The sequence below is a fragment of the Novosphingobium tardum genome, from assembly GCF_042652045.1.
GTDB classification, from domain to species: Bacteria; Pseudomonadota; Alphaproteobacteria; order Sphingomonadales; family Sphingomonadaceae; genus Novosphingobium; species Novosphingobium tardum.
Map to the genome: position 1 here is coordinate 595,591 of NZ_JBHSDR010000003.1, position 21,647 is coordinate 617,237.

At 67.1% G+C, this 21,647-nt stretch carries 24 protein-coding genes and 1 tRNA gene; 9 read left to right on the plus strand and 16 right to left on the minus strand.

The window, feature by feature from the left end; genetic code table 11:
* The first annotated feature begins 19 nt into the window (after positions 1-19).
* Positions 20-1,294, plus strand: coding sequence for a DUF445 domain-containing protein (locus tag ACFO0A_RS03000; RefSeq protein ID WP_379537496.1), 1,275 nt, complete (start codon positions 20-22; stop codon positions 1,292-1,294).
* Between the two features lie 2 nt (positions 1,295-1,296).
* Complete coding sequence (locus tag ACFO0A_RS03005) at positions 1,297-1,836, plus strand: GNAT family N-acetyltransferase (RefSeq protein ID WP_379537497.1); 540 nt, start codon at positions 1,297-1,299, stop codon at positions 1,834-1,836.
* Positions 1,837-1,884: 48 nt separating this feature from the next.
* Here the strand turns inward: ACFO0A_RS03005 and ACFO0A_RS03010 are convergent, their stop codons facing one another.
* From ACFO0A_RS03010 to sucC, 3 genes are all read right to left on the minus strand, one after another.
* Entirely contained in the window at positions 1,885-2,814 is a 930-nt protein-coding gene (locus ACFO0A_RS03010) for an electron transfer flavoprotein subunit alpha/FixB family protein (protein WP_379537498.1), read from the minus strand.
* Entirely contained in the window at positions 2,811-3,560 is a 750-nt protein-coding gene (locus tag ACFO0A_RS03015) for an electron transfer flavoprotein subunit beta/FixA family protein (RefSeq protein WP_379537499.1), read from the minus strand. Before ACFO0A_RS03015 ends, ACFO0A_RS03010 begins: the two co-directional genes overlap by 4 nt.
* Before the next feature lie 104 nt (positions 3,561-3,664).
* Positions 3,665-4,864 (minus strand): ADP-forming succinate--CoA ligase subunit beta, encoded by a 1,200-nt coding sequence (gene sucC, locus ACFO0A_RS03020; RefSeq protein ID WP_379537500.1) that lies wholly within the window; start codon positions 4,862-4,864, stop codon positions 3,665-3,667.
* A gap of 149 nt (positions 4,865-5,013) precedes the next feature.
* Between sucC and ACFO0A_RS03025 the strand changes: the two genes are divergently transcribed.
* A complete protein-coding gene (locus ACFO0A_RS03025; RefSeq protein WP_379537501.1) occupies positions 5,014-5,802 on the plus strand; it encodes a 3'(2'),5'-bisphosphate nucleotidase CysQ in 789 nt (262 codons plus the stop codon).
* Positions 5,803-5,815: 13 nt separating this feature from the next.
* Here the strand turns inward: ACFO0A_RS03025 and ACFO0A_RS03030 are convergent, their stop codons facing one another.
* Both ACFO0A_RS03030 and ACFO0A_RS03035 read right to left on the minus strand, forming a co-directional pair.
* Positions 5,816-6,811, minus strand: a complete 996-nt coding sequence (locus tag ACFO0A_RS03030; RefSeq protein ID WP_379537502.1) for an aldo/keto reductase — start codon at positions 6,809-6,811, stop codon at positions 5,816-5,818.
* 96 nt (positions 6,812-6,907) lie between these two features.
* A complete protein-coding gene (locus ACFO0A_RS03035) occupies positions 6,908-7,600 on the minus strand; it encodes a YiaD family glycine zipper/OmpA-like lipoprotein (protein ID WP_379537503.1) in 693 nt (230 codons plus the stop codon).
* Between the two features lie 174 nt (positions 7,601-7,774).
* Here ACFO0A_RS03035 and ACFO0A_RS03040 point away from each other — a divergent pair, with 174 nt between their 5' ends.
* Positions 7,775-9,100, plus strand: coding sequence for a hemolysin family protein (locus ACFO0A_RS03040; RefSeq protein ID WP_379538149.1), 1,326 nt, complete (start codon positions 7,775-7,777; stop codon positions 9,098-9,100).
* Between the two features lie 36 nt (positions 9,101-9,136).
* Here ACFO0A_RS03040 and ACFO0A_RS03045 read toward each other — a convergent pair whose 3' ends face one another.
* The 9 genes from ACFO0A_RS03045 to ACFO0A_RS03085 all read right to left on the minus strand — a co-directional run bounded on the left by ACFO0A_RS03045 (position 9,137) and on the right by ACFO0A_RS03085 (position 16,860).
* Positions 9,137-9,541 (minus strand): DUF3035 domain-containing protein, encoded by a 405-nt coding sequence (locus ACFO0A_RS03045; protein WP_379537504.1) that lies wholly within the window; start codon positions 9,539-9,541, stop codon positions 9,137-9,139.
* Entirely contained in the window at positions 9,538-10,074 is a 537-nt protein-coding gene (lspA, locus tag ACFO0A_RS03050) for a signal peptidase II (RefSeq protein WP_379537505.1), read from the minus strand. The genes ACFO0A_RS03045 and lspA overlap by 4 nt, the downstream gene beginning before the upstream one ends.
* Positions 10,071-12,905, minus strand: coding sequence for an isoleucine--tRNA ligase (ileS, locus tag ACFO0A_RS03055; protein ID WP_379537506.1), 2,835 nt, complete (start codon positions 12,903-12,905; stop codon positions 10,071-10,073). Before ileS ends, lspA begins: the two co-directional genes overlap by 4 nt.
* Entirely contained in the window at positions 12,905-13,837 is a 933-nt protein-coding gene (locus tag ACFO0A_RS03060) for a bifunctional riboflavin kinase/FAD synthetase (protein WP_379537507.1), read from the minus strand. Before ACFO0A_RS03060 ends, ileS begins: the two co-directional genes overlap by 1 nt.
* Positions 13,834-14,334: a dihydrofolate reductase gene (locus ACFO0A_RS03065; protein WP_379537508.1), complete on the minus strand. Its 501-nt coding sequence runs from the start codon at positions 14,332-14,334 to the stop codon at positions 13,834-13,836. Before ACFO0A_RS03065 ends, ACFO0A_RS03060 begins: the two co-directional genes overlap by 4 nt.
* On the minus strand, positions 14,331-15,389 hold the full coding sequence (locus ACFO0A_RS03070) for a 5-(carboxyamino)imidazole ribonucleotide synthase (RefSeq protein ID WP_379537509.1): 1,059 nt from the start codon (positions 15,387-15,389) through the stop codon (positions 14,331-14,333). Before ACFO0A_RS03070 ends, ACFO0A_RS03065 begins: the two co-directional genes overlap by 4 nt.
* A gap of 16 nt (positions 15,390-15,405) precedes the next feature.
* Positions 15,406-15,861, minus strand: coding sequence for a 5-(carboxyamino)imidazole ribonucleotide mutase (gene purE, locus ACFO0A_RS03075; RefSeq protein WP_379538150.1), 456 nt, complete (start codon positions 15,859-15,861; stop codon positions 15,406-15,408).
* A 57-nt stretch (positions 15,862-15,918) separates the two neighbouring features.
* The gene (gpmA, locus tag ACFO0A_RS03080; protein ID WP_379537510.1) at positions 15,919-16,605 is read right to left on the minus strand and encodes a 2,3-diphosphoglycerate-dependent phosphoglycerate mutase; all 687 of its coding nucleotides are present in this window, start codon (positions 16,603-16,605) and stop codon (positions 15,919-15,921) included.
* 105 nt (positions 16,606-16,710) lie between these two features.
* On the minus strand, positions 16,711-16,860 hold the full coding sequence (locus ACFO0A_RS03085; RefSeq protein WP_379537511.1) for a hypothetical protein: 150 nt from the start codon (positions 16,858-16,860) through the stop codon (positions 16,711-16,713).
* 138 nt (positions 16,861-16,998) lie between these two features.
* Here ACFO0A_RS03085 and ACFO0A_RS03090 point away from each other — a divergent pair.
* From ACFO0A_RS03090 to ACFO0A_RS03100, 3 genes are all read left to right on the plus strand, one after another.
* Positions 16,999-17,073, plus strand: a tRNA-Thr gene (locus ACFO0A_RS03090).
* A gap of 43 nt (positions 17,074-17,116) precedes the next feature.
* Positions 17,117-17,929 carry an exodeoxyribonuclease III gene (locus ACFO0A_RS03095; RefSeq protein ID WP_379537512.1) on the plus strand — a complete coding sequence of 271 codons (813 nt, stop codon included), beginning with the start codon at positions 17,117-17,119 and terminating at the stop codon, positions 17,927-17,929.
* A 2-nt stretch (positions 17,930-17,931) separates the two neighbouring features.
* Positions 17,932-18,492 carry a hypothetical protein gene (locus ACFO0A_RS03100; RefSeq protein ID WP_379537513.1) on the plus strand — a complete coding sequence of 187 codons (561 nt, stop codon included), beginning with the start codon at positions 17,932-17,934 and terminating at the stop codon, positions 18,490-18,492.
* 3 nt (positions 18,493-18,495) lie between these two features.
* Here the strand turns inward: ACFO0A_RS03100 and ACFO0A_RS03105 are convergent, their stop codons facing one another.
* Positions 18,496-18,786, minus strand: a complete 291-nt coding sequence (locus ACFO0A_RS03105; protein ID WP_379537514.1) for a GNAT family N-acetyltransferase — start codon at positions 18,784-18,786, stop codon at positions 18,496-18,498.
* Between the two features lie 68 nt (positions 18,787-18,854).
* Between ACFO0A_RS03105 and ACFO0A_RS03110 the strand changes: the two genes are divergently transcribed.
* A complete protein-coding gene (locus ACFO0A_RS03110) occupies positions 18,855-19,883 on the plus strand; it encodes a threonine aldolase family protein (protein WP_379537515.1) in 1,029 nt (342 codons plus the stop codon).
* Entirely contained in the window at positions 19,880-20,803 is a 924-nt protein-coding gene (locus tag ACFO0A_RS03115) for a DMT family transporter (protein ID WP_379537516.1), read from the plus strand. Before ACFO0A_RS03110 ends, ACFO0A_RS03115 begins: the two co-directional genes overlap by 4 nt.
* On the opposite strand, the gene ACFO0A_RS03120 is transcribed toward ACFO0A_RS03115, so the two are convergent.
* Positions 20,704-21,591 (minus strand): Rossmann-fold NAD(P)-binding domain-containing protein, encoded by an 888-nt coding sequence (locus ACFO0A_RS03120; protein WP_379537517.1) that lies wholly within the window; start codon positions 21,589-21,591, stop codon positions 20,704-20,706. The two genes, ACFO0A_RS03115 and ACFO0A_RS03120, sit on opposite strands and share 100 nt — an antisense overlap.
* Positions 21,592-21,647: the final 56 nt, after the last annotated feature.

Here is a 21,647-nt window from a genome sequence, read left to right on the forward strand (position 1 = left end):
GCCGTCCGGCCGGGTCGCCATGCCCCGTCGGCTTACCCAGGCCCTGGTTCCGGTCGATCGCGCGCGGCGCATGCGTTTCGTGGCGACCGGACTGCTCGGCGCAATGGCCGTGCTCTTCCTCATCGCCCGGGCCTTTCGCGACATTCATCCGGCAATGGGCTATGTCCTTGCCTTTGCCGAGGCCGGAATGGTCGGCGGGATGGCCGACTGGTTCGCGGTCACCGCCCTGTTCCGCCACCCGCTCGGGATTCCGATCCCGCACACCGCGATCATCCCGGTGAACAAGGATCGCATCGCCGACACCATGGCGGCGTTCCTGCAGGACAATTTCCTGACGCCGCCCGTGATCGCGCGGCGCATCCGCACGATGAACGTCGCCGCCGCGCTCGGGGGATTCCTGGCCGACCCGCGCGACGGTTCGCCCGAGGGCGAGCAAGGCTCGCGCCTGCGCGCCGGCGTCGCCAACCTCGTCGGCGACGTGCTCGAATCGCTCGACCAGGAGAAGCTCGGTGGGCTGGCCAAAGGTGCGCTGCGCACCCAGCTCGAGAAGCTCGACCTTGCCCCGCTTCTGGGACAGCTCCTTGGCGCGGCGATCGCCGACAAGCGGCACATGCCGCTGTTCGAGGATTTCATCCGCTGGGCCGGCGGCGTCCTGGAAGAAAACGAGGAGCTCATCCGCGGGATGATTCACCAGCGCGCGAACGCGATCCTGCGCTGGACCAAGCTCGACGAGACACTCGCCAACGCGATCCTCGACGGGCTCTACAAGCTGTTGGCCGAGACCGTGGTGGTGCCCGATCATCCGGTCAGGCGGAAGGTCGAGGAGGGGCTCGAAAAACTGGCGCAGGACCTTGCCCACGACCCCGAGATGCAGCGCAAGGTCAACAACCTGAAGCTCGAAATCCTCGCCAACCCCGCATTCGCCCGCTGGCTCGACGGGATCTGGGAGCGTGGGCGTGCGGCCCTGCTGCGGGCTGCGCGTAACCCGGAAGGCGCGTTGTCGGGCCAGTTGGGTGAGAGCCTGGCCGAACTGGGCGGGGCGCTGCAGCGCGATGCGCGGCTGCAACTCCTCGTCAACCGCTTCGCCCGGCGTACGCTCGTCGGCACGGCGACGCGCTATGGCGGACAGATCGTGCGGCTGGTGTCCGAGACCGTCCGGCGCTGGGACGCGCGCACCGTGACCGACCGCATCGAGGGCGCGGTAGGGCGCGACCTCCAGTTCATCCGCGTCAATGGCACGCTCGTCGGCGGACTGGTCGGCGTCCTCATCCACCTTGTCGACAACCTGATCTAGCGATGGACACGTCCGGCCCGCTGCTCGTCACCGAGCGTCTCGAACTGTGGCGGCCCCGCGTCGGCGACCACGAGGGCTTGCACGATCTGCTCCAGCCAGAGGAGACGCGGCGCTTTCTCGGGGGGATGGGGGCGGACCGCGCCGACAGTTTCGCCCGGCTTCTGCGCAACGCCGGAAGCTGGCAGCTTTACGGCTATGGAAGCGTCATCATCCGCCTGCGCGGAAAGCAGCCGATAGTGGGGATCTGCGGCGTGTTCCATTCGTGGCGCGGGTTCGGCCAGGGGATGGACGATGTGCCCGAGGCGGGATGGATCGTGGGCCGCGACCATTGGGGCCAGGGCATCGCTGGAGAGGCGATGCACGGCATTCTCGACTGGTTCGACAAGTCGCCTCACGCCGGGCGCGTCGCGTGCATGATCGAGGAGGGCAACGCCCCGTCGCAGGCGCTGGCTAGGACGCTGGGCTTCGTGGAATACGACCGGCACTATATGGAGGCCGACGCCGTCCTCGTACTTTACGAGCGCGGAAAACCAGACGTGTAGGTCGCGAGGGGAGCGCGCGCCTTCGGCGAGCGCTCCCGAGTACGGATATCAGAGCTTGCTGGTCAGTTCGGGCACCAGCGTGAACAGATCGCCCACGAGGCCGAGATCGGCGACCTGGAAGATGGGGGCGTCCTCGTCCTTGTTGATCGCGATGATGGTCTTGGAGTCCTTCATTCCGGCAAGGTGCTGGATCGCGCCGGAGATGCCTATCGCGAGATAGACCTCGGGGGCGACGATCTTGCCCGTCTGTCCGACCTGGTAATCGTTGGGAACATAGCCAGCATCGACCGCGGCGCGGCTGGCGCCGACGCCGGCGCCGAGCTTGTCGGCGAGTGGGATGATCACTTCCTGGAACTTCTCCGCGCTGCCCAGCGCGCGGCCGCCCGAGACGATGATCTTGGCGCTGGTGAGTTCGGGACGCTCGGACTTCGCGATCTCGCTGCTGACGAAGCGCGAGATGCCGGCATCGCCCGGTCCCGATACGGCCTCGACCGCGGCGGAACCGCCGGTTGCGGCAGCCTTTGCGAAAGCCGTCCCGCGAACGGTGATGACGAGCTTGGCATCGCTCGATTCGACGGTCGCAATCGCATTGCCGGCATAGATCGGACGGGTGAAGGTCTTCTCGCCCTCCACCGACAGGATGTCCGAAATCTGCATCACGTCGAGCAGCGCGGCAACGCGCGGCGCAACGTTCTTGCCGGTGGTCGTGGCGGGCGCGAGGAACGCGTCATAGTCGGCCATCAGGCCCGCGATCAGCGGGGCGACGTTTTCGGCCAGGGCATTGGCATAGGCGGCATCGTCGGCCTTCAGCACCTTGCTCACGCCAGCGATCTGCGCCGCGGCCTGCGCTGCGCCGTCGCAACCCGAGCCCGCGACGAGCGCGGTCACGTCGCCCAGCTTCGCCGCGGCGGTGACGACGGCCAGCGTCGCGTCCTTGACGGTGTTGTTGTCGTGCTCGACCCAGACCAGCGCCTTCATGCGACGACTCCCATTTCCTTGAGCTTGGCAACCAGCGCATCGACGTCGGCGACCTTGATCCCCGCGCTGCGCACGGGCGGTTCGGTGACCTTGTGGGTCTTGAGCCGCGGCGCGATGTCGACGCCGTAGTCCGCCGGGGTCTTGTTCGCCAACGGCTTGGACTTGGCCTTCATGATGTTGGGAAGCGAGGCATAGCGCGGCTCGTTAAGCCGGAGGTCGCTGGTGACGATCGCGGGCAGGGTCAGGGAGACCGTTTCCAGCCCGCCGTCGATCTCGCGCTTCACGGTGACGGCATCGCCCTCGACCGTGATCTCGTTGGCGAAGGTGCCCTGCGGACGACCCATCAGCGCGGCGAGCATCTGCCCGACCTGGTTCGAATCGTCGTCGATCGCCTGCTTGCCGCAGATGATCAGCCCGGGCTGCTCCTCGTCGGCGATGGCCTTCAGAATCTTGGCGACGGCCAGCGGCTCGACCTCGTCGTCCGTCTGGACGAGGATCGCGCGGTCGGCGCCCATCGCCAGCGCGGTGCGGAGCGTTTCCTGAGCCTTCGCCGGCCCGATCGACACCGCCAGCACTTCGGTCGCGGCGCCCTTTTCGCGCAGCCGGATCGCTTCCTCGACGCTGATCTCGTCGAACGGATTCATGCTCATCTTGACGTTCGCAAGATCCACACCGCTGCCATCGGCCTTGACCCTTGGCTTCACGTTGTAGTCGATCACCCGCTTGACGGGCACCATGACCTTCATCGCAACCATCCCTTCATCTGTTTAGCCGCGCGATTAAAATGCTGGGCCCGCCATTGCCGCAGGTTGCGGCAAGGTCAAGCGCCAGCCAGCGCGGATGCGGCGGTTCAGGCCGCTTTCTTCACCTCGGCAACGATCTTGCGCGCCGCATCGCCCAAGTCGTTGGCCGATACGATCGGCAGGCCCGAGTTGGCGAGGATGTCCTTGCCTTGCTGCACGTTGGTGCCCTCGAGGCGCACGACGAGCGGGACCGAGAGATTCACGTCCTTCGCCGCGGCGACGATGCCGTCGGCGATGATGTCGCACTTCATGATCCCGCCGAAGATGTTGACGAGGATGCCCTTAACCGCCGGGTCGGACAGGATGATCTTGAACGCGGCAGTAACCTTTTCCTTCGAGGCGCCGCCGCCGACATCGAGGAAGTTGGCCGGGAAAGCCCCGTTCAGCTTGATGATGTCCATCGTCGCCATGGCAAGACCGGCGCCGTTGACCATGCACCCGATATCGCCGTCGAGCTTGATATAGGCCAGGTCCGACTTCGAAGCCTCGACCTCGGCCGGGTCTTCCTCGGTCTCGTCGCGCAGCGCAGCGACGTCGGGGTGGCGGAACAGGGCGTTCGAATCGAAGCTCATCTTGGCGTCGAGCACCAGGAGCTTGCCGTCGGTCGTCTCCACAAGCGGGTTGATCTCGAGCATCTCGCAGTCGAGAGCCATGAACGCTTCGAACAACTGCCTGCTGAGCTTCTGTGCCGCCTTGTTGAGGTCGCCTTCGAGCTTGAGAGCATAGGCGACCGCACGCCCGTGATGAGGCATGAAGCCCTGCGCCGGATCGACCGTGATCGTGGCGATCTTTTCCGGCGTGTTGTGCGCCACTTCCTCGATGTCCATGCCACCTTCGGTCGATACGACCATCGCAACCCGGCCCGAAGCCCGATCGACGAGCAGGGCGAGATAATATTCCTTCGCGATGTCGACACCGTCGGTCACGTAGAGCCGGTTGACCTGCTTGCCGGCTTCGCCGGTCTGGATCGTTACCAGGGTATTGCCCAGCATCTCGCGGGCATTGGCTTCGACTTCGTCGATCGACTTCGCCAGGCGGACACCGCCCTTGGCGTCGGCGCCGAGTTCCTTGAACTTGCCCTTGCCGCGACCGCCGGCGTGAATCTGCGCCTTTACGACATAGAGCGGCCCGGGAAGCTTCTTCGCCGCGGCGACCGCTTCCTCGGCGTTCATCGCGGGGTAGCCGGTGGGCACGGCGACACCGTACTTGGCCAGCAGCTCCTTGGCCTGGTATTCATGGATATTCATCGCTCGGGAATCCTGCTGGTTGGCGGCGTAACCGCAAGGGTCGGGAATGCGGGCCGCTTAAGCACAGCGGTTCGGGCTTGAAAAGTCCCAGAACGCGATGTTCGCGCTTGCGCCGGCGCGTTGAAACGCACAGTCGGCAGCGCGAAGCCATGATCGATCGCGCGCGCCTTGAAAGCATCGTGAGCCAGGCGGGTGAAATCGCCCTCGCCAGCTGGCCCGGCCATGGGCATTCGCCCGAGGTCTGGGACAAGAGCCCGGATAACCCGGTTAGCGCCGCCGACATCGCGGTAGACAACTTCCTTCGCGAGCGGCTGGGCGAACTGCTCCCCGCGGCGGGGTGGCTGTCGGAGGAGACCGCAGATCATCCCGAGCGGCTGGGCCGGGGGCTATGTTGGCTGGTCGATCCCATCGACGGGACGCGCGACTACATCCGCGGAAGGACCGGCTGGGCGGTATCGGTCGCGCTGGTGAGCTCGGGGCGGCCGCTGCTGGGGCTGCTGTCCGCCCCGGCGCGCGGCGAGTTGTGGTCCGCCGAAGCCGGACGAGGGGCTTGGCGCAACGGCTTGCCGCTGCGGGCGAGCCAACGCGGCGACATCGTCGGGGCACGCGTCCCGGTCGATGCGCTTCCTGCCGATTCGGACCTGGCGATCGTCGACAAGCCCAACGCCATCGCGCTGCGCATCGCGATGGTCGGCGCGGACGAGGCCGATCTCGTCGCGACGCTGCGCTGGGGATTCGAGTGGGACATAGCCGCTTCTACCCTGATTGCGCGGGAAGCGGGGGCGGCCGTCAGCGACGCATTCGGCAACGCACTTGCCTTCAACAAGGCCGATCCGCGCGCGTTCGGGGTCCTTGTCACTGCACCGGCGATTCACGCCGCGGCGGTCGACCGGCTGGCCGAGCGTGCCGAACGGCTTGCCCGCCCGTCGGCGGATTAAGCCGGCCCCAGGCTCAGGCGAATACCTCGGTATCGATGGTGCGCTGCATCGCCGGGGCATAGCGCGGGCCGGTCACCGTTTCGTGGTTGATGAGATCGTTGAGCTCGCGCTCCACCGCGATCGGCAGCTCCCAGTCCCAGCGGGCGATGTTTTCTTCAAGGTGCGCGATGTTGGCAGTGCCCGGGATCGTCACGATGTGATCGCCCTGTGCCAGGACCCAGGCGAGCGAAAGCTGCGCCGGGGTCACGCCTTCGCGCGCGGCGACGGCGTTGAACTTGTCGATCAGTACCCGGTTGGCGCGCCAATTGTCACCGGTGAAACGCGGCATGTTGCGGCGCAGGTCCTTCTCGCCAAGCTCGCCGTCCGAGCCGATCCCGTTGGCCAGCGCGCCGCGCGCGACCGGGGAAAAAGCGACGAAGGTCGTGCCAAGCTCGCGGCACGCCTCGAGCACGGCGATCTCGGGATTGCGGGTCATCAGCGAATATTCGGTCTGCATCGCGGCGATGGGGTGCACTGCGTGGGCGGCACGCAAGGTCTCCGCCGACATCTCGGACAGGCCGATGGCCCCGATCTTGCCTTCGCGGACCAGATCGGCGAGCGCGCCGACCGATTCCTCGATCGGCACCGTGAAATCGCGGCGATGCAGGTAATAAAGGTCGATCCGATCGGTCTTGAGCAGATCGAGCGAAGTTTCCAGGGCGGCGCGGATCGTCTCGGGCCGACAGTCGATTCGCCGCTTGTCGCCGTCGACGATGATCCCGGTCTTCGAGGCCAGGAAGAACTGGTCGCGCCTGTCGGCAAGGGTCTGGCCGATCAGCGTCTCGTTATGACCGAGGCCATAGATCCGCGCGGTATCGAGGTGGTTGTATCCCAGCTCGAGCGCGCGGTTGAGAAGGCGGGCGCCGTCCTCGTCTGATGGCGGCGTGCCATAGGCCCAGCTCAGCGACATGCAGCCGAGGCCCACTGGGTTGACGGTGCGGCCGGAAATCGAACGGCTGGCTATCGGCATTGGCGAAACTCCTTCACCCCTGCCGATGCCAGCCGGTTCGTTGTCGGGTCAAGCCGGGCGCGAAACTTCGTTCCATGCGCCCGGCCGGATGCGCGATCAGCGGCCGCTGCGAGCGGCGGCGACGTCTTCCTGCGTAATAGGGACGATCTTGATCTCGACCCGGCGGTTGCGGGCGCGACCTTCGGCCGTGTCGTTGCTGGCGACGAACTGCGTCTCGCCAAAGCCCTGGCTGCGGATCCGCGAAGACGAAACGCCGCGCGAGATGAGGTAGTTCGCAACCGCGCTGGCGCGCTGTTCGGACAGCCGCTGGTTGAACGAAGGGCTGCCGGTCGAATCAGTGAAGCCGTAAACGTCGATCAGGCTGTTGGGATAAGTGTTCAGGCTCTGCGCGACCTGGTCCAGCGTGCGCTGGAAGGTGGCGTTGATGGTCGAACTGCCGGTCGCGAAGGTGACGCCTTCGGGCAGGTTAACGAGGATGGCGGAACCGTTGTCGGTCGGCGTCACGTCGACCCCGGTTCCGGCGGTCTGCTCCTTCAGCTCCTTGATCTGCTTGTCCATCTGGTAGCCGACCGCGGCGCCTGCGACACCGCCTACGCCGGCGCCGATGATACGGCCGGTCTTGCCGCCGATCAGGCCGCCCAGCAGCCCGCCCGCCAGCACGCCGCCGACGCCGCCGATGGCGGTGCGGGAAACCTTGCGCTCACCGGTGTTGGGATCGGTGACGCATGCCGAAAGGCTGGCGAGCGAAAGCGCGGCGAGGCTCGTTGCGAGCAGGCGTGTGGTCTTCATGGAGAGATGGTCCCTTTGATTATTTATAGTTTTGCCGCGCGCAGTGCGACCCGAGCGGGCGCGGCGGATCGGTAAGACAACGTACCGCATCCCGACAAGGTTCCCGAGACACTGGCTGACTCGTTCCCGCGCCACACCTTTTGCACGGGGCGTTTTGTCTGCTAGCGGAGGATGGTGACCCCGTTTCCCTGGCCCGACGTCCTGATCATTGCGGGACTTATCCTGCTCAATGGTCTGTTCTCGATGTCCGAGCTGGCGATCGTGTCGGCGCGCCCGGCACGGCTGCGCGTCGCGGCCGAAGCGGGCAGCATCGGGGCGAAGACCGCCCTGGCTCTGGCCGCGGACCCGGGCAAGTTTCTGTCCACCGTCCAGATCGGGATTACGCTGGTGGGCATCGTCGCCGGTGCTTTCTCGGGATCGCGGCTGGGCGGACCGGTCGGCCAGCGGCTGGCAATGCTCGGCGTGCCGCCCGACTGGGCCGATCAGGCCGGGTTTGCGCTGGTGATCGTGCTGACCACCTATTTCAGCCTGGTCGTGGGGGAACTGGTACCCAAGCAGGTCGCCCTGCGCGCAGCAGAGCCGATCGCGCTCATCATGTCACGGCCCATGGCGCTCGTCGCCCGGCTGACGGCACCGTTCGTGTGGGCGCTGGACCGCTCTTCCGGCCTCCTGATGCGGATGCTCGGCGTTTCGAGCCCGGGCGATCATGACGTGACCGCCGAGGAACTGCACATGATCTTCGCCGATGCGACCCGTTCAGGGGTGATCGAGGAGGGAGAGCGTGCGATCATGAGCGGGATCATGCGACTTGCCGATCGTCCCGTGCGCGAACTGATGACCCCGCGGATCGAGCTCGACTGGATCGAGGCCGGCGCCGACACCGCCCAGATCGCGGAGGCGATCGGCGCCAGTCCGCACAGCCTGATCCCCGTTGCCGACGGGTCGATCGACAACATCGTGGGCGCGGTGAAGGTGCGCGACGTCATGGCCGTGATGCTCCGGGGCGAGCCGGTGAACCTCGCCAGCCTGATCCGCAAGGCCGAGATCGTCCCCGACCAGCTCGACGCGATGGACGCGCTGCGCGTTCTGCAGCAGTCCGACATCGCGATGGCCCTCGTCCATGACGAATACGGCCACTTGGAGGGAATGATCACCCCGGCCGACCTGCTCTCCGCCATCGTCGGCAATTTCGTCAGCCATCGTGATGAAGGCGACGAGCCGATGGTGATCGAGCGTGAGGACGGATCGCTGCTGATCGCGGGTGCCTTGCCCGCCGACGCGTTGGGCGAACGGCTGGCCATCGACCTGCCGGACGACCGCGATTACGCGACCGCTGCGGGCTTCGTCCTGTCGGTGCTCAAGCGCCTGCCCAGCGAGGGCGAGCGGTTCGACGAGCAGGGCTGGCGCTTCGAGATCGTCGACATGGATGGCCGCAAGATCGACAAGCTGCTCGTCGCGCGGCTGCGCAAGTCCGTGCCTAAGCCCGATCTGGACAACTGAGATATCTTAAGCAGGCCGGAGCCCGCAGACCGTTCGTCAGCCGGGAACGACTGCCTGCGCTTCGCGGCCGTCGCCTTCGGGGGCCGCGAGGATATCGCGGGTCACCGAGCCCTTGGCGACAGTGTTGGTCGCGGGATCGCCGACCGTGCTGCGGATACCCGGAGCGGCAGTTCCCGCGCGGCTGATCGTGTCGCTTTCGACGCTGCTGCGCGGCGCCGGGCCACCGAACAATGCTTCGAGCGCCTGGCTGCTGGCGTCGCTGTCCTGCGGGCGCGGGGCACCGGGATTGGGCGGAACCAGGCTGAAATCGGGCGGGATCACGAGCGGAGCCTGGCGCGAGACGGCAAATTCGTCAGGCCGGTCGCGATTGAGGATTCCGCCGCTGGCGCAGCCCGACAGGGCGGCGACGAGGAGGACGGGAACGAGGGCCTTGCGCATCATGGAATCTCCGTGGCGGGCGCGTCGTTGCTGGTCGCCGCGCCCGAATCCGCGCGCTTGTCGCGCATCAGGAGCGAACGGGCAAGCAGTAACAAAACCCCGATGGTGATCGCCGCATCGGCGATGTTGAAGATGAGGAACGGGCGGAAATCGCCGAAATGCAGATCGGCGTAATCGATCACGAAACCTAGCCGCGAGCGGTCGACGATGTTGCCCAGCGCGCCGCCAAGAACGAGCGCCAGCGCGACGATTTCACCCAGTAGCTTTTCGCGCAGCAGCCACACCACGACCCCGGTCGCAATCGCTGCGGTGAGCGCTACGAGCAGCCATCGGCTGGCGTTCGAATCGGCGGTTAGCAGGCCCAGGCTGATCCCGTGGTTCTCGGTATAGCGCAGCGCGAAGATCGGCAGCAGCTCGATGGCCCCTCGCTGCGGCAGCGCGAGCGGGCCCATGACGAGGAACTTCATCGCCTGGTCGAGGAGGAAGACGATCCCGGCGAGGCCCAGGCCGATCATGCGGTAAGCGTTGGCGGTCATGCCGCAGCGTCCATGCTGGCGACGACATCCTCGCAGCGATCGCACATGTCGCCGTCTTCGCTGACTTCGGGCAGGAGCCTCCAGCAGCGGCCGCACTTGTGGTCGGTTGTGCGAGTCACGGTCACGCCCGCGCCTTGCGCCCGTGCCACTGACGCGCTGATGAACAATTCGGCAAGATCGGCGACGGCGACATCGGGGACGGCGCCATCCGGCACGGTCACCGCGGCTTCCAAGCCCGATCCGAGCACCTTTTCGCGGCGCAACGGCTCGATCGCCTCATTGACCGTGGCCCGCAGCGCGCGCAGCTCGGCCCAACGCTCCATGTCGGCGTCGCCGGCGGGAAACTCGGGCCATTCGAGCAGGTGAACGCTGTCCGCATCCGGATAGCGCGTCGCCCACACCTCTTCGGCGGTAAACACCAGCACGGGCGCAGCATAGCGGACCAGCGCGTGGAACAGCGTGTCGAGCACCGTGCGATAGGCGCGCCGCTTCACGTCGGTCGGCGCATCGCAGTAGAGGCTGTCCTTGCGGATATCGAAGAAGAAGGCCGAGAGGTCCTCGTTGACGAAATCGGTCAGGCTGCGGACGTAGGTATTGAAGTCGAAGTCCGCGACCGCCTGGCGCAGCGCGGCGTCCAGCTTGGCCAGGAGCGCCAGCATGTAGCGTTCCAGCTCGGGCATCTCGTGCACCGCCACGCGTTCCGCTTCCTCGAATCCGTCGAGCGCGCCGAGCAGATAGCGGAAGCTGTTGCGCAGCTTGCGGTACTGGTCGGAAACCCCGGCGAGGATTTCCTTGCCGATGCGGTGGTCCTCGGTGAAATCGACTGACAGTGCCCACAGCCGCAGGATGTCCGCGCCATTGTCGCGCATCAGGTCTAGCGGGTTGATCGTGTTGCCCAGGCTCTTGGACATCTTCAAGCCCCTGGCATCCATCGTGAAGCCGTGCGTCAGGATGGCGTTATAAGGCGCGCGGCCGCGGGTCGCGCAGCTTTCGAGCAGGCTCGACTGGAACCAGCCGCGATGCTGGTCGCTGCCTTCCAGGTAGAGATCGGCAGGCCACGACAGTTCGGGCCAGCGCCCGCTTTCCAGCACGAAGACATGGGTGCAGCCCGAATCGAACCACACGTCGAGAATATCGGTCACGCGCTCGAAATCGGCGGCATCGTGGGCGTGGCCCAGATATTCCTGCGCACGCGCATCGGACCATGCATCGACCCCGCCCTCGCGCACCGCCGCGACGATACGTGCATTCACGGCGTCGTCGACGAGGTACTGGTTCGTCCCCTTGCGCACGAACAGGGTGATCGGAACCCCCCAGGCGCGCTGGCGCGAAAGCACCCAGTCGGGCCGCCCTTCGACCATCGAGCCCAGCCGGTTGCGGCCCTTGTCGGGGACAAAGCGGGTGTCCGCGATGGCCTGCACGGCCAGTTCGCGCAACGTCTCGCCTTCGCCCTGCGCGGCGCGGATTTCGGCCTCGTCGGCGCAGCGCGGAACCTGGCGGTCGACGGGAAGATCCATCGGTACGAACCACTGCGGCGTGCAGCGGTAGATGACCTTGGCCTTCGAGCGCCACGAATGCGGGTAGGAGTGCTTGTAGTCGGCCGACGCGGCGAGCAGCCCGCCGCTTGCCCGCAGGTCTTCGCAGATCGGCCCGTCGGATGCGTTGAACTTGGGGTTGATGACGCTGCCTTGGCCGGGAAGCCAGCCCCAGTCGGCGCGATACTTGCCGTCGGCTTCGACGGCAAAGACCGGCTCGATTCCGTGCGCCTTGCACAGCGCGAAATCGTCCTCGCCATGGTCGGGCGCCATGTGGACGAGCCCGGTGCCGCTGTCGGTGGTGACGAAATCGCCCGGCAGGAACGGACGCGGCTTGGCGAAGAACCCGCCCAGATGGTGCATCGGATGGCGGGCGATCGCTCCGGCGAGCTGGTGTCCAAACCAGCTGCCAATTTCGCCTGCGTCTCGCAGCCAGCGTTCGGTGACCTGATTCTTCAGTTCGACGGCGCAGAGATACCGCTTTCCAGTCTCATGCTCGTAGAGCCCGTAAAGCACCTCCGGCCCATAGGCCAAAGCCTGGTTCACCGGGATCGTCCACGGCGTGGTCGTCCAGATCACCGCATGGGCGCCGACCAGTTCTCGGATCGGGCTCTCGGTGATCTCGAAGGCCACGTCGATCTGGGTCGAGACGATGTCCTCGTATTCGATCTCGGCCTCGGCCAGCGCGGTCTTTTCGACCGGGGACCACATCACCGGCTTCGCGCCGCGATAAAGCTGGCCGGACTCGGCGAACTTCATCAGTTCCGAGACGATCGTTGCCTCGGCCTCGAAATCCATCGTCAGGTAGCGATTGTCCCAGTCGGCATTGATGCCGAGGCGCTTGAGCTGCTCGCGCTGCACGTCGACCCAGTGCTGGGCGTAGGCCCGGCATTCGGCGCGGAACTCGACCGGATCGACCTGATCCTTGTCGAGCTTCTTCTTGCGGTACTGTTCCTCGACCTTCCACTCGATCGGCAGGCCGTGGCAGTCCCAGCCGGGAACGTAGGGCGCGTCCTTGCCCAGCAGGGTCTGGGTGCGCACCACCATGTCCTTGAGGATGTGGTTCAGCGCGTGGCCGATGTGCATGTCGCCGTTGGCGTAAGGCGGACCGTCGTGGAAGATGAACTTTTCACGGCCCCGGCGCGCCTCGCGAAGGCGTTCATAAAGGCGGGCTTCCTGCCACCTGGCAAGAATGCCCGGCTCCTTGGCGGGCAGGCCGGCCTTCATCGGGAAATCGGTCTTCGGCAGGAAGACGGTGCCGCGATAGTCGCGGCTGTCGGTTCGGGTCTCGCTCATCACCCGCGGGCGCTTAGGAGTTTCCTCGCCTCCTCGCAATCCGCGTCCATCTGGCGGGTCAGCGCGTCGAGGCTGTCGAACTTCTCCTCGCCGCGCAGGAAGTGGTGGAACGCCACCTCGATCTCCTGCCCGTAGAGGTCGCCCGAAAAATCGAAGAAGAACGGCTCGAGCAGTTCCTTGGGCGGGGTGAAGGTGGGACGGATGCCCATGCTCGCCGCGCCGTGCAGCACGCTGCCGTCGGGCAGGCGACCCGTGACGGCATAGATCCCGTAATGCGGACGCAGGTAATTGCCGAGCGCGACGTTGGCGGTGGGGTAGCCGATCGTGCGCCCCACCTTGTCGCCATGCTCGACGATCCCGCGTATCGCGAAGGGCCGCGTCATCAGGCGCGTGGCGGTGGCGGGATCGCCGGCCTGCAGCGCCTCGCGCACCCGGCTGGAGGACACCGGCAGGCCATCGTCAAGCACCGCGCCGACCGATTGCGCCCTGACGCCGCATGGGGCGCCAAGTTCGACCAGCCGCTCGCGGTTCCCTCCCCGGCCCTTGCCGAACGTGAAATCCTCGCCGGTGACGACACCCCTCGCGCCGATCCGGCGCGCCAGGAGGTCCTGCACGAAATCTTCCGCGCTCATCCCGGCCAGCGCGCCGTCGAAATGGAAGACCAGCATCGCTGCCGCACCGAAAGCGGCAAACAGCTCCTGGCGCTGGTCCAGCGTGGTCAGCCGGAACGGGGGAGCGTCGGGCACGAAGTGACGCACCGGGTGCGGATCGAAGGTAGCGACGATGCAGGGGCGACCCTCGTCACGCGCCCAGGCGAGCGCCTTGCCGACGACGGCCTGATGGCCGAGGTGGAATCCGTCGAAATTGCCCAGCGCGAGGATCGCGCCGCGCAGTTCGTCGGGCACCGGATCGCGATGGTCGATGCGGATCAAGGCCGCGCGCCCCTGCGGATGAGAGTCACGAAATCGAACCCAGGACGGTCCGCCTCCGTCGGGTGCCGCTCGCGGTTCACCTCGCGCCACTGGTTCGGATCGAATGGCGGCATGACCGTGTCGCCGGCATAGTCGGCATGAATCTCGGTCAGCTCGATTCGCATCGCCTTATCGAGAAACGCGGCGAACACGTCGGACCCGCCGATCACCGCCACTTCGGGTGCATCGGCCAGCGCCAGCGCACTCTCGGGATCGGGCGCGCTTTCCACCCCGGGCGCAGACCATTCGGGGTCGCGGGTCAGGACGATGTGCCGGCGCCCCGGCAATAGTCCCGGCAGCGATTCGAAAGTCCGGCGGCCCATGATCATCGGCCGGCCCATCGTGAGCGCCTTGAAATGCTTCAGGTCGGCCGGCAGGTGCCAGGGCAAGGTGCCGTTCGCCCCGATCGTGCCGTTCGCCGCCCGCGCGACGACGAGGAACGCTTCGGGCGCGCTCATGCCACGGTGATCCGGGTGACGTGGCCCATCTTGCGCCCGGGGCGGGCGGCGGCCTTGCCGTAAAGGTGGAGGCGGTTGGCCGGGTCGGAAAGGATAGCCGGCCAGTCCTCCGCCATGTCGCCGATCACGTTGCGCATCTCGACCCGCGCGGCGGCGAGCGAGGTGTCGCCCAGGGGCAGCCCGCAGATCGCGCGAATATGATTCTCGAACTGGCTGGTGATCGCGCCCTCGATCGACCAGTGGCCCGAATTGTGGACGCGCGGTGCCATCTCGTTGAACACCGGGCCATCCTCGCAGGCGAAGAACTCCAGCGTGAGGACGCCGACGTATCCGAGCGCGTCCGCCACCTTGCGGGCGAGTTCGCGGGCCTCGGGCACCTGCGCCAGCACGAGCGGTGAGGCGGGCAGGGTGGAGCGCGCCAGGATACCGCCCGCGTGGACGTTTTCCGCGCTGTCCCAGAAGCGGATGTCACCATCCATTCCGCGTACCAGGATGACCGAGAATTCGGCGACGAAGGGGACCAGCTGCTCGTAGATCAGCGGGGTGCCGGGCAGGCGAAGCGCGGCGGCATCGGCGGAGCTTGCGATGCGCCATTGGCCCTTGCCGTCGTATCCGTCGCGCCTCGTCTTGAGGATGCCGGGCGTGCCGACCGCGGTGATCGCGGCGGCCAGGTCGTCGGCAGTGTCCACCCGAGCATGGGCCGCAGGACGTCCGCCGAGATCGGCTACGAACCGCTTTTCGACGAGGCGGTCCTGAGCGGTCTCGAGCGCGCGGCCCGAAGGCAGCAAGGGAGTGGGCGCCAGCGCGGCGAGGGGCGCAACAGGCACATTCTCGAATTCGTAGGTCACCACCGCGCAGTCCTGCGCAAACCGGCGCAGCGAGGCGGCGTCGTCCCAGGGCGCGCAGGTGAAGGCGGCGCAAACCTCGGCGGCGATGCTGTCGCGTTCGGGCGCATATACGTGGCAGCGGTAGCCGATCTGCGCGGCCGCCATGGCGAGCATGCGGCCAAGCTGGCCGCCGCCGAGTATCCCGATCGTCTCGCCCGGAGGGATCATCGTGGTCGGGCGCCGGTCAGGACGGCCGCTCGGCCACGCCGTCGGTCTGCGCCGCGCGGTAGGCGGCCAACCGCTCGGCCAGTGCGGGATCGCTCCCGGCCAGGATTGCGGCGGCGAGAAGTCCGGCGTTCGTCGCCCCGGCCTGGCCGATGGCGAGCGTGCCGACCGGGATGCCTGCCGGCATCTGGACGATGGAAAGCAACGAATCCATGCCGGACAGCGCCTTGGACTGTACCGGCACGCCAAGCACCGGCAACGCGGTCATGCTGGCGATCATCCCGGGAAGGTGCGCCGCGCCGCCTGCCCCCGCGATGATCACGCGAAACCCCTCGTCCGCTGCGCCCGCGGCGAAATCGTGCAGGCGCTGCGGCGTGCGATGGGCCGATACGATGCGGCAATCGTGAGCGACGCCCAGTGCATCGAGAGCGACCGCAGCATGGCGCATGGTCTCCCAGTCGGACTGGCTGCCCATGACGATTGCGACGAGTGCTCGGTCCAATTGCGCTCCTCCCCCCGGTGCGATGGCGTTTCAGCGTTCCGCGAGGTAGTAGCGGTCGTTGACCGCAAGGTCATCCGCCAGTTCGTAGATCAGCGGCTGGCCGGTCGGGATCTCGAGAGAGCTGATCTCGGCGTCCGAGATGCCCGACAGATGCTTGACCAGCGCCCGAAGCGAGTTGCCGTGGGCCGAGACGATGACCGTCTCACCGGCGGCCAGCACGGGCGCGATCGCGCTCTCGTAGTAAGGCAGCACGCGGGCGATCGTGTCCTTGAGACTTTCGGTCGCCGGGACCGGGATTCCGGCATAGCGGGGGTCCGATGCCAGGTCGAACTCGCTGCCGGGCGCCAGCGGCGGCGGCGGTACGTCGAAGCTGCGGCGCCAGATCTTGACCTGGTCTTCGCCGTGAAGCGCGGCCGTCTCCGCCTTGTCGAGGCCCGTAAGCCCGCCATAGTGCCGCTCGTTGAGCTTCCAGCTCTTGTATTCGGGGACCCACAGCCGGCCCACATCCTCGAGCACGAGGTGCAGCGTCTTGATCGCGCGGGTCTGGAGCGAGGTGAAGGCGACCGTCGGCAGGATACCGCGCATCTTCAGCAGCGCACCCGCCGCGCGCGCTTCGGCGGCGCCCTGCTCGGTAACGTCGACGTCCCACCAGCCGGTGAAACGGTTTTCGAGGTTCCACTGCGACTGGCCGTGGCGGATAAGGATAAGGCGGGGCATCGGAAGAATCCTCGACGACGCTGGAGAGATGCGGGGCACAGGCGGGAAGTGGGGCCGGCCCTAGCCAAGCGGTGCCGGTTTGGAAAGGGCGCGCCGGTCAGGCCGTCAGTCCGGCTCGTCGTTGGCTTCCCCACTGTCCCGCGGTTTGAGCGCGCGCGCCTGCGCCTTGCGGCGGCGCAGGTTCTCGCGCAGCTGCGCGGCGAGGCGTTTCTCTCGCGACGGAGCAGCGGGAGACCGGGGCGGCGGCGAAGTCATTGCGCAGGCTCTGCCCAAGCCGCCCGCCAAGGGCAAGCGCGGCTTGACAAAGCAGGTGCCCCCCGCCAATGCGCGCCCCTGCCCGGCCGGCCCGCTCCTGCGATGGAACAGTCCCGCCGGTTCGCCCGAAAATGGTGGGCTGCTGTAGCTCAGTGGTAGAGCGCATCCTTGGTAAGGCTGAGGTCGGGAGTTCAATCCTCCCCAGCAGCACCATTTTCGTCGGCGACCATTCGCCCCTTTCGTGCGTTGGTCCGGCGTGAAGCTGGCAACCTACAACGTCAACGGGGTGAACGGCCGCCTGCCCGTGCTGCTGCGCTGGCTGGAAGAGCGCGCGCCCGACATCGTCGCCTTGCAGGAGCTCAAGGCTCCCGACGCCGCTTTTCCCAGCGATTCGCTGCGCAATGCGGGCTACGAGGCGATCTGGCACGGCCAGTCCCGCTGGAACGGCGTCGCGATCCTGTCGCGCGTCGGGGAGATCCACGAGACTAGGCGGGGGCTGCCCGGCGATCCCGACGACTCCCACAGCCGCTACCTCGAAGCGGCGGTGAACGGGATCATCGTCGGCGCGCTCTACCTACCCAACGGCAATCCCCGACCGGGGCCCAAGTTCGATTACAAGTTGCGCTGGTTCGACCTCCTGATCGACCATGCGCAGGGACTGATCGACCATGGACTACCGGTGGCGCTGATCGGCGATTTCAACGTGATGCCGACAGAGCTCGACGTCTACAAGCCCGAGCGCTGGCTCGACGACGCGCTGTTCGCGCCCGAGGTCCGCGCTGCCTATGCCCGGCTGCTGGAGCAGGGCTGGACCGACGCCTTGCGTGCGCTTCACCCAGGCGAGGTGATCTACACCTTCTGGGATTACTTCCGGAACGCCTTTGGCCGGGATGCCGGCCTGCGGATCGATCACCTGCTGCTCAGCCCGGCGCTGGCCGGGCGGCTCGCGTCGGCGCAAGTCGACAGCCATGTCCGCGGCTGGGAAAAGACCAGCGATCACGCCCCGGTATGGATAGAACTTGCCGATGCTCCCGCGCGCACGCCTCGGAAGACAAAGGCGAAGGCATAGCCATGGCCCGCAAACTGAAGGTGTTCCGCACCGCGGTCGGCTTCCACGATGCCTATGTCGCCGCGCCGAGCCGCAAGGCCGCGCTGGCAGCATGGGGCACCGGCAAGGACCTGTTCGCGCGGGGCGCGGCGGAAGAGGTGACCGATCCCACGCTCACGGGGGCCCCGCTGCGCCAGCCGGGAGAGGTGATCAGCGTCCTGCGTGGAACTGCAGCCGATCAGCTTGCCGCGCTAGGCCCCATGCCGAAATCAGTACCGCGCGATTGGGCCTCCGCTCGAAAGAAGCCCGCCAAGGCGCAGATTTCCAAGCCTAGGCCCGTTCCGCCGCCACCCAGCCGCGACACGCTCGACGCGGCGGACGCGGCGCTTAAGGCGCTCCGCGATCGCCAACTTGGCGAACGCGAGGCGCTGCGCAAGCAAGCCGCTGAACTCGACAATCAGCGCCGCGCGCTCGCCCGACGGCATGGACAGGAGCTCGCCCGGCTGGAAAAGGAGCGCGCCGCCGCCGAGCGGGCCTTCACCCGGGCGCGCAAGGCGTGGGAAAAGGCCGCTGCGAACAAGTAGGATTCAGGCCTGAAGGTCAGCCCATTCAGGGTGGCGTTTGAACGCGACGGCGACATAGCTGCACTGCGGCTCGATCGTCAGCCCTTCGCGCCGTGCATCGGCGATCATCGCCTCGACCAGCTTTGCGGCGATGCCCCTGCCGCCGATCTCGGAGGGCACAAGCGTATGCTCGGCGACCAGAGTGTCTCCGCGGCGCACATAAGTCAGGCGTCCGGTATGGTCGCTGCCGTCAAGATGTGCCTGATATTCGCCGCTGCCGCCCTGATCGTGGCGCGTGATGGTAAGCCCGTCCATGCTTCTGTCTCCTTGGCGGGGAAGGCCCCGCTTGACCGTCAACGCACGGCCCCTAAGGGCGTTTCGCAATGAGGTTCTTTTCCGATAACGCCGCCAGCGTCCACCCCCGGGTGTGGGACGCACTGCGTGCCGCCGACTCAGCCGACAGCGCTTATGACGGAGATACGCTCAGCGCACGGCTCGACGGCGCGTTCTCGGAACTGTTCGGCAGCGATTGCGCGGCGCTGTGGGTCTCGACCGGCACTGCGGCGAACTGCCTGGCGCTCGCCGCGCTGTGCCCGCCGCACGGCGGGATCGTGTGCCACCGCGAAGCGCATATCGAAGTCGACGAAGGCGGCGCGCCCGGGTTCTACACCCACGGGGCAAAGCTGCTGCTTGCTGCGGGAGAAGGGGCGAAGCTGACCCCCGAAACCGTAACCGCGGTAATCGACCCGATCCGCGACGACGTGCACCAGGTCCAACCTCACGCAATCTCGATCACCCAGGCGACCGAATATGGCCGGGCCTACTCCCCCGCGGAGGTTGCCGCGATTGGCGCGCTCGCGAAGTCGCGCGGGCTGGCCCTGCACATGGACGGGGCGCGATTTGCCAATGCCGCCGCATTCCTCGGTTGCGCGCCGGGCGAGATCACCTGGCAAGCCGGGGTGTCCGCGCTGTCGTTCGGCTGCGTCAAGAACGGCGGCATGAACGCCGAGGCGCTGGTCCTCTTCGATCCCGAGCTTGCTGGCCTGGTCCGCTACCGGCGCAAGCGCGCCGGGCACCTGCACTCGAAGGGCCGCTTCCAGGCGGCGCAGCTTCTCGCCATGGTCCAAGGTGGGCTGTGGCTCGAGAACGCGCGCGCCGCCAACGCCGCGGCGCAGGAAATCGCAGGCGCGTGCGCCGACCGCTTGCTGTACCCGGTCGAGGCGAACGAGGTGTTCGTTCGGCTGATCGATGCGGAGGCGGCCTCGTTGCGGGCGCAGGGTTTCGATTTCTACGACTGGCCCAGCCCCGATGCCGATGCTCCCCCGGGACGCGGCGCGGCGCGCCTTGTCACCGCCTGGAACAGCGATCCTGCCGACGTGGGCAAGCTGGCAAGAGCCATCGCCGCACTATGAGCCAGACGCAGCCGGTGTCCTTCTGGACCCCGCGCATCTTCGGGCCGTTCCTCCTGGTCTCCCTTATCTGGGGTTCCACCTGGCTCGTCATCCGCGACCAGATCGGCACCGTTGCGCCAAGCTGGTCGGTCACATGGCGCTTCGTGCTTGCCGCAGCCGGAATGTTCGTCTTTGCCGCGCTGAAGCGCCAGCGGCTGGCGATTCCCGGCCGTGTGCAGTTGCTGGCGATGATCTTCGGCATGCTGCAATTCGGGCTCAACTTCCAGTTCGTCTACCGCGCCGAGCATTTCCTGACCTCTGGCATCGTCGCGGTCCTGTTCGCACTGCTTCTGGTCCCCAACGCGATCCTTGGCCGCATCTTCCTTGCCCAGCCGATCACCCGTGCCTTTTTCGGCGGCACTGTCCTCGCGCTGGTGGGGATCGTCCTTCTTCTCCTGCACGAATATCGCATCGCGCCGCCGACCGGACAGGTCCTGTTCGGCGTGGCGCTTACCCTTTGCGCGATCCTCACCGCCAGCGCCTCGAACGTGCTGCAGGCGACCGCAGGCCCGCGATCGGTGCCGATGCTCACGTTCCTTGCCTGGGGCCTGGTCTGGGGCGCGGTGTTCGATGCGGCGGTCGCGCTGGTTCTTGCCGGTCCACCGCAATTCGACTGGCGGTGGACCTATGGCGCGGGCGTTGCGTACCTCGCTCTCGTCGGCTCGGTGGTGACCTTTCCGATCTACTTCGGCCTGGTGCGTGAACTCGGCGCCGGCCGCGCGGCTTACAATGGGGTCGTCGTTCCGATCATCGCGATGCTTCTTTCGACCCTGTTCGAAGGCTATCGCTGGTCGCTTCTCGCCGGAACGGGGGCGGTGCTGGCGCTGGGCGGACTGGTGCTGGCATTGAGAGCGCGCAATCCCTCGACGAAAGAAGGATAGCGCGGCCGCCAGCCCAGCAGGCGCCTGGCCTTGCCGTTCGCAACACGGCGGTTCTCCGCATAAAAAGCGCGCGCCATCGGCGACAGGCCTGCTTCGTCCAGCGATTGCAGGGGCGGCACGGGCATCTGCAGCAGGCGGCAGGCCTCCTCGATCACCGTATTCTGGCTTGCGGGGAGATTGTCGGCCACGTTGTAGACCCCTGCGGGCCCGGCGAACGAGGCCGCGATCGCGGACGCGATATCTTCGACATGGACGCGGCTGAAGACTTGCGCGGGCAGGTCGATCCGATGCGCCGCGCCGCTGCGGACGCGGTCGAGCGGACTGCGGCCGGGGCCATAGATGCCGGGCAGGCGAAACACGCGCATGTCGGCGCGCAGCGCTTGCCACGCCTCGTCCGCCGCAGCCCGCGCGGTGCGCCGGCCACGCCCGATCTCCGCGGTCTCGTCGACCCAAGCGCCGCCGGTGTCGCCATAGACGCCGGTGGACGAAAGGTATCCGGCCCATTGCGCACGCGCTGCGGCCAGCGCGTCGCCATAGCGCGCGAGCACCGGGTCGCTTCCCGCGCGGTCGGGCGGGACCGACGAAAGAACATGAGTGGCGTCGGAGAGAGCCGCGCAAACCTCGGCCTCGTCGTCGAACGCGATGTCGCCTGAGCCGCCCGTGCCGCGGATGGTCCAGCCCCCGGCGCGCAGCTGCCCGGCCAGCGTCCGTGCGGTGTAGCCCATGCCGAAGACGAACAGCCTGCCGGGCGGTCCCACGGGCGCTGATGTCCGCGCCGCCGCGATCATCGGCGCGCGCAGACCGAACTGGCGCAAGCGGGGAAAGCCGCGGCGAAGGTGTGCGC

Coding starts and splice junctions, on each gene's coding strand:
- ACFO0A_RS03110 (WP_379537515.1), top strand. CDS start 18,855: ATGAGGTTCTTTTCCGATAACGCCGCCAGCGTCCACCCCCGGGTGTGG.
- ACFO0A_RS03005 (WP_379537497.1), top strand. CDS start 1,297: ATGGACACGTCCGGCCCGCTGCTCGTCACCGAGCGTCTCGAACTGTGG.
- ACFO0A_RS03100 (WP_379537513.1), top strand. CDS start 17,932: ATGGCCCGCAAACTGAAGGTGTTCCGCACCGCGGTCGGCTTCCACGAT.
- ACFO0A_RS03025 (WP_379537501.1), top strand. CDS start 5,014: ATGATCGATCGCGCGCGCCTTGAAAGCATCGTGAGCCAGGCGGGTGAA.
- sucC (WP_379537500.1), bottom strand. CDS start 4,864: ATGAATATCCATGAATACCAGGCCAAGGAGCTGCTGGCCAAGTACGGT.
- purE (WP_379538150.1), bottom strand. CDS start 15,861: ATGGGCAGCCAGTCCGACTGGGAGACCATGCGCCATGCTGCGGTCGCT.
- ACFO0A_RS03085 (WP_379537511.1), bottom strand. CDS start 16,860: ATGACTTCGCCGCCGCCCCGGTCTCCCGCTGCTCCGTCGCGAGAGAAA.
- lspA (WP_379537505.1), bottom strand. CDS start 10,074: ATGACCGCCAACGCTTACCGCATGATCGGCCTGGGCCTCGCCGGGATC.
- ACFO0A_RS03030 (WP_379537502.1), bottom strand. CDS start 6,811: ATGCCGATAGCCAGCCGTTCGATTTCCGGCCGCACCGTCAACCCAGTG.
- ileS (WP_379537506.1), bottom strand. CDS start 12,905: ATGAGCGAGACCCGAACCGACAGCCGCGACTATCGCGGCACCGTCTTC.
- gpmA (WP_379537510.1), bottom strand. CDS start 16,605: ATGCCCCGCCTTATCCTTATCCGCCACGGCCAGTCGCAGTGGAACCTC.
- ACFO0A_RS03115 (WP_379537516.1), top strand. CDS start 19,880: ATGAGCCAGACGCAGCCGGTGTCCTTCTGGACCCCGCGCATCTTCGGG.
- ACFO0A_RS03010 (WP_379537498.1), bottom strand. CDS start 2,814: ATGAAGGCGCTGGTCTGGGTCGAGCACGACAACAACACCGTCAAGGAC.
- ACFO0A_RS03035 (WP_379537503.1), bottom strand. CDS start 7,600: ATGAAGACCACACGCCTGCTCGCAACGAGCCTCGCCGCGCTTTCGCTC.
- ACFO0A_RS03070 (WP_379537509.1), bottom strand. CDS start 15,389: ATGATCCCTCCGGGCGAGACGATCGGGATACTCGGCGGCGGCCAGCTT.
- ACFO0A_RS03000 (WP_379537496.1), top strand. CDS start 20: ATGCCCCGTCGGCTTACCCAGGCCCTGGTTCCGGTCGATCGCGCGCGG.
- ACFO0A_RS03015 (WP_379537499.1), bottom strand. CDS start 3,560: ATGAAGGTCATGGTGCCCGTCAAGCGGGTGATCGACTACAACGTGAAG.
- ACFO0A_RS03105 (WP_379537514.1), bottom strand. CDS start 18,786: ATGGACGGGCTTACCATCACGCGCCACGATCAGGGCGGCAGCGGCGAA.
- ACFO0A_RS03045 (WP_379537504.1), bottom strand. CDS start 9,541: ATGATGCGCAAGGCCCTCGTTCCCGTCCTCCTCGTCGCCGCCCTGTCG.
- ACFO0A_RS03120 (WP_379537517.1), bottom strand. CDS start 21,591: ATGATCGCGGCGGCGCGGACATCAGCGCCCGTGGGACCGCCCGGCAGG.
- ACFO0A_RS03065 (WP_379537508.1), bottom strand. CDS start 14,334: ATGAGCGCGCCCGAAGCGTTCCTCGTCGTCGCGCGGGCGGCGAACGGC.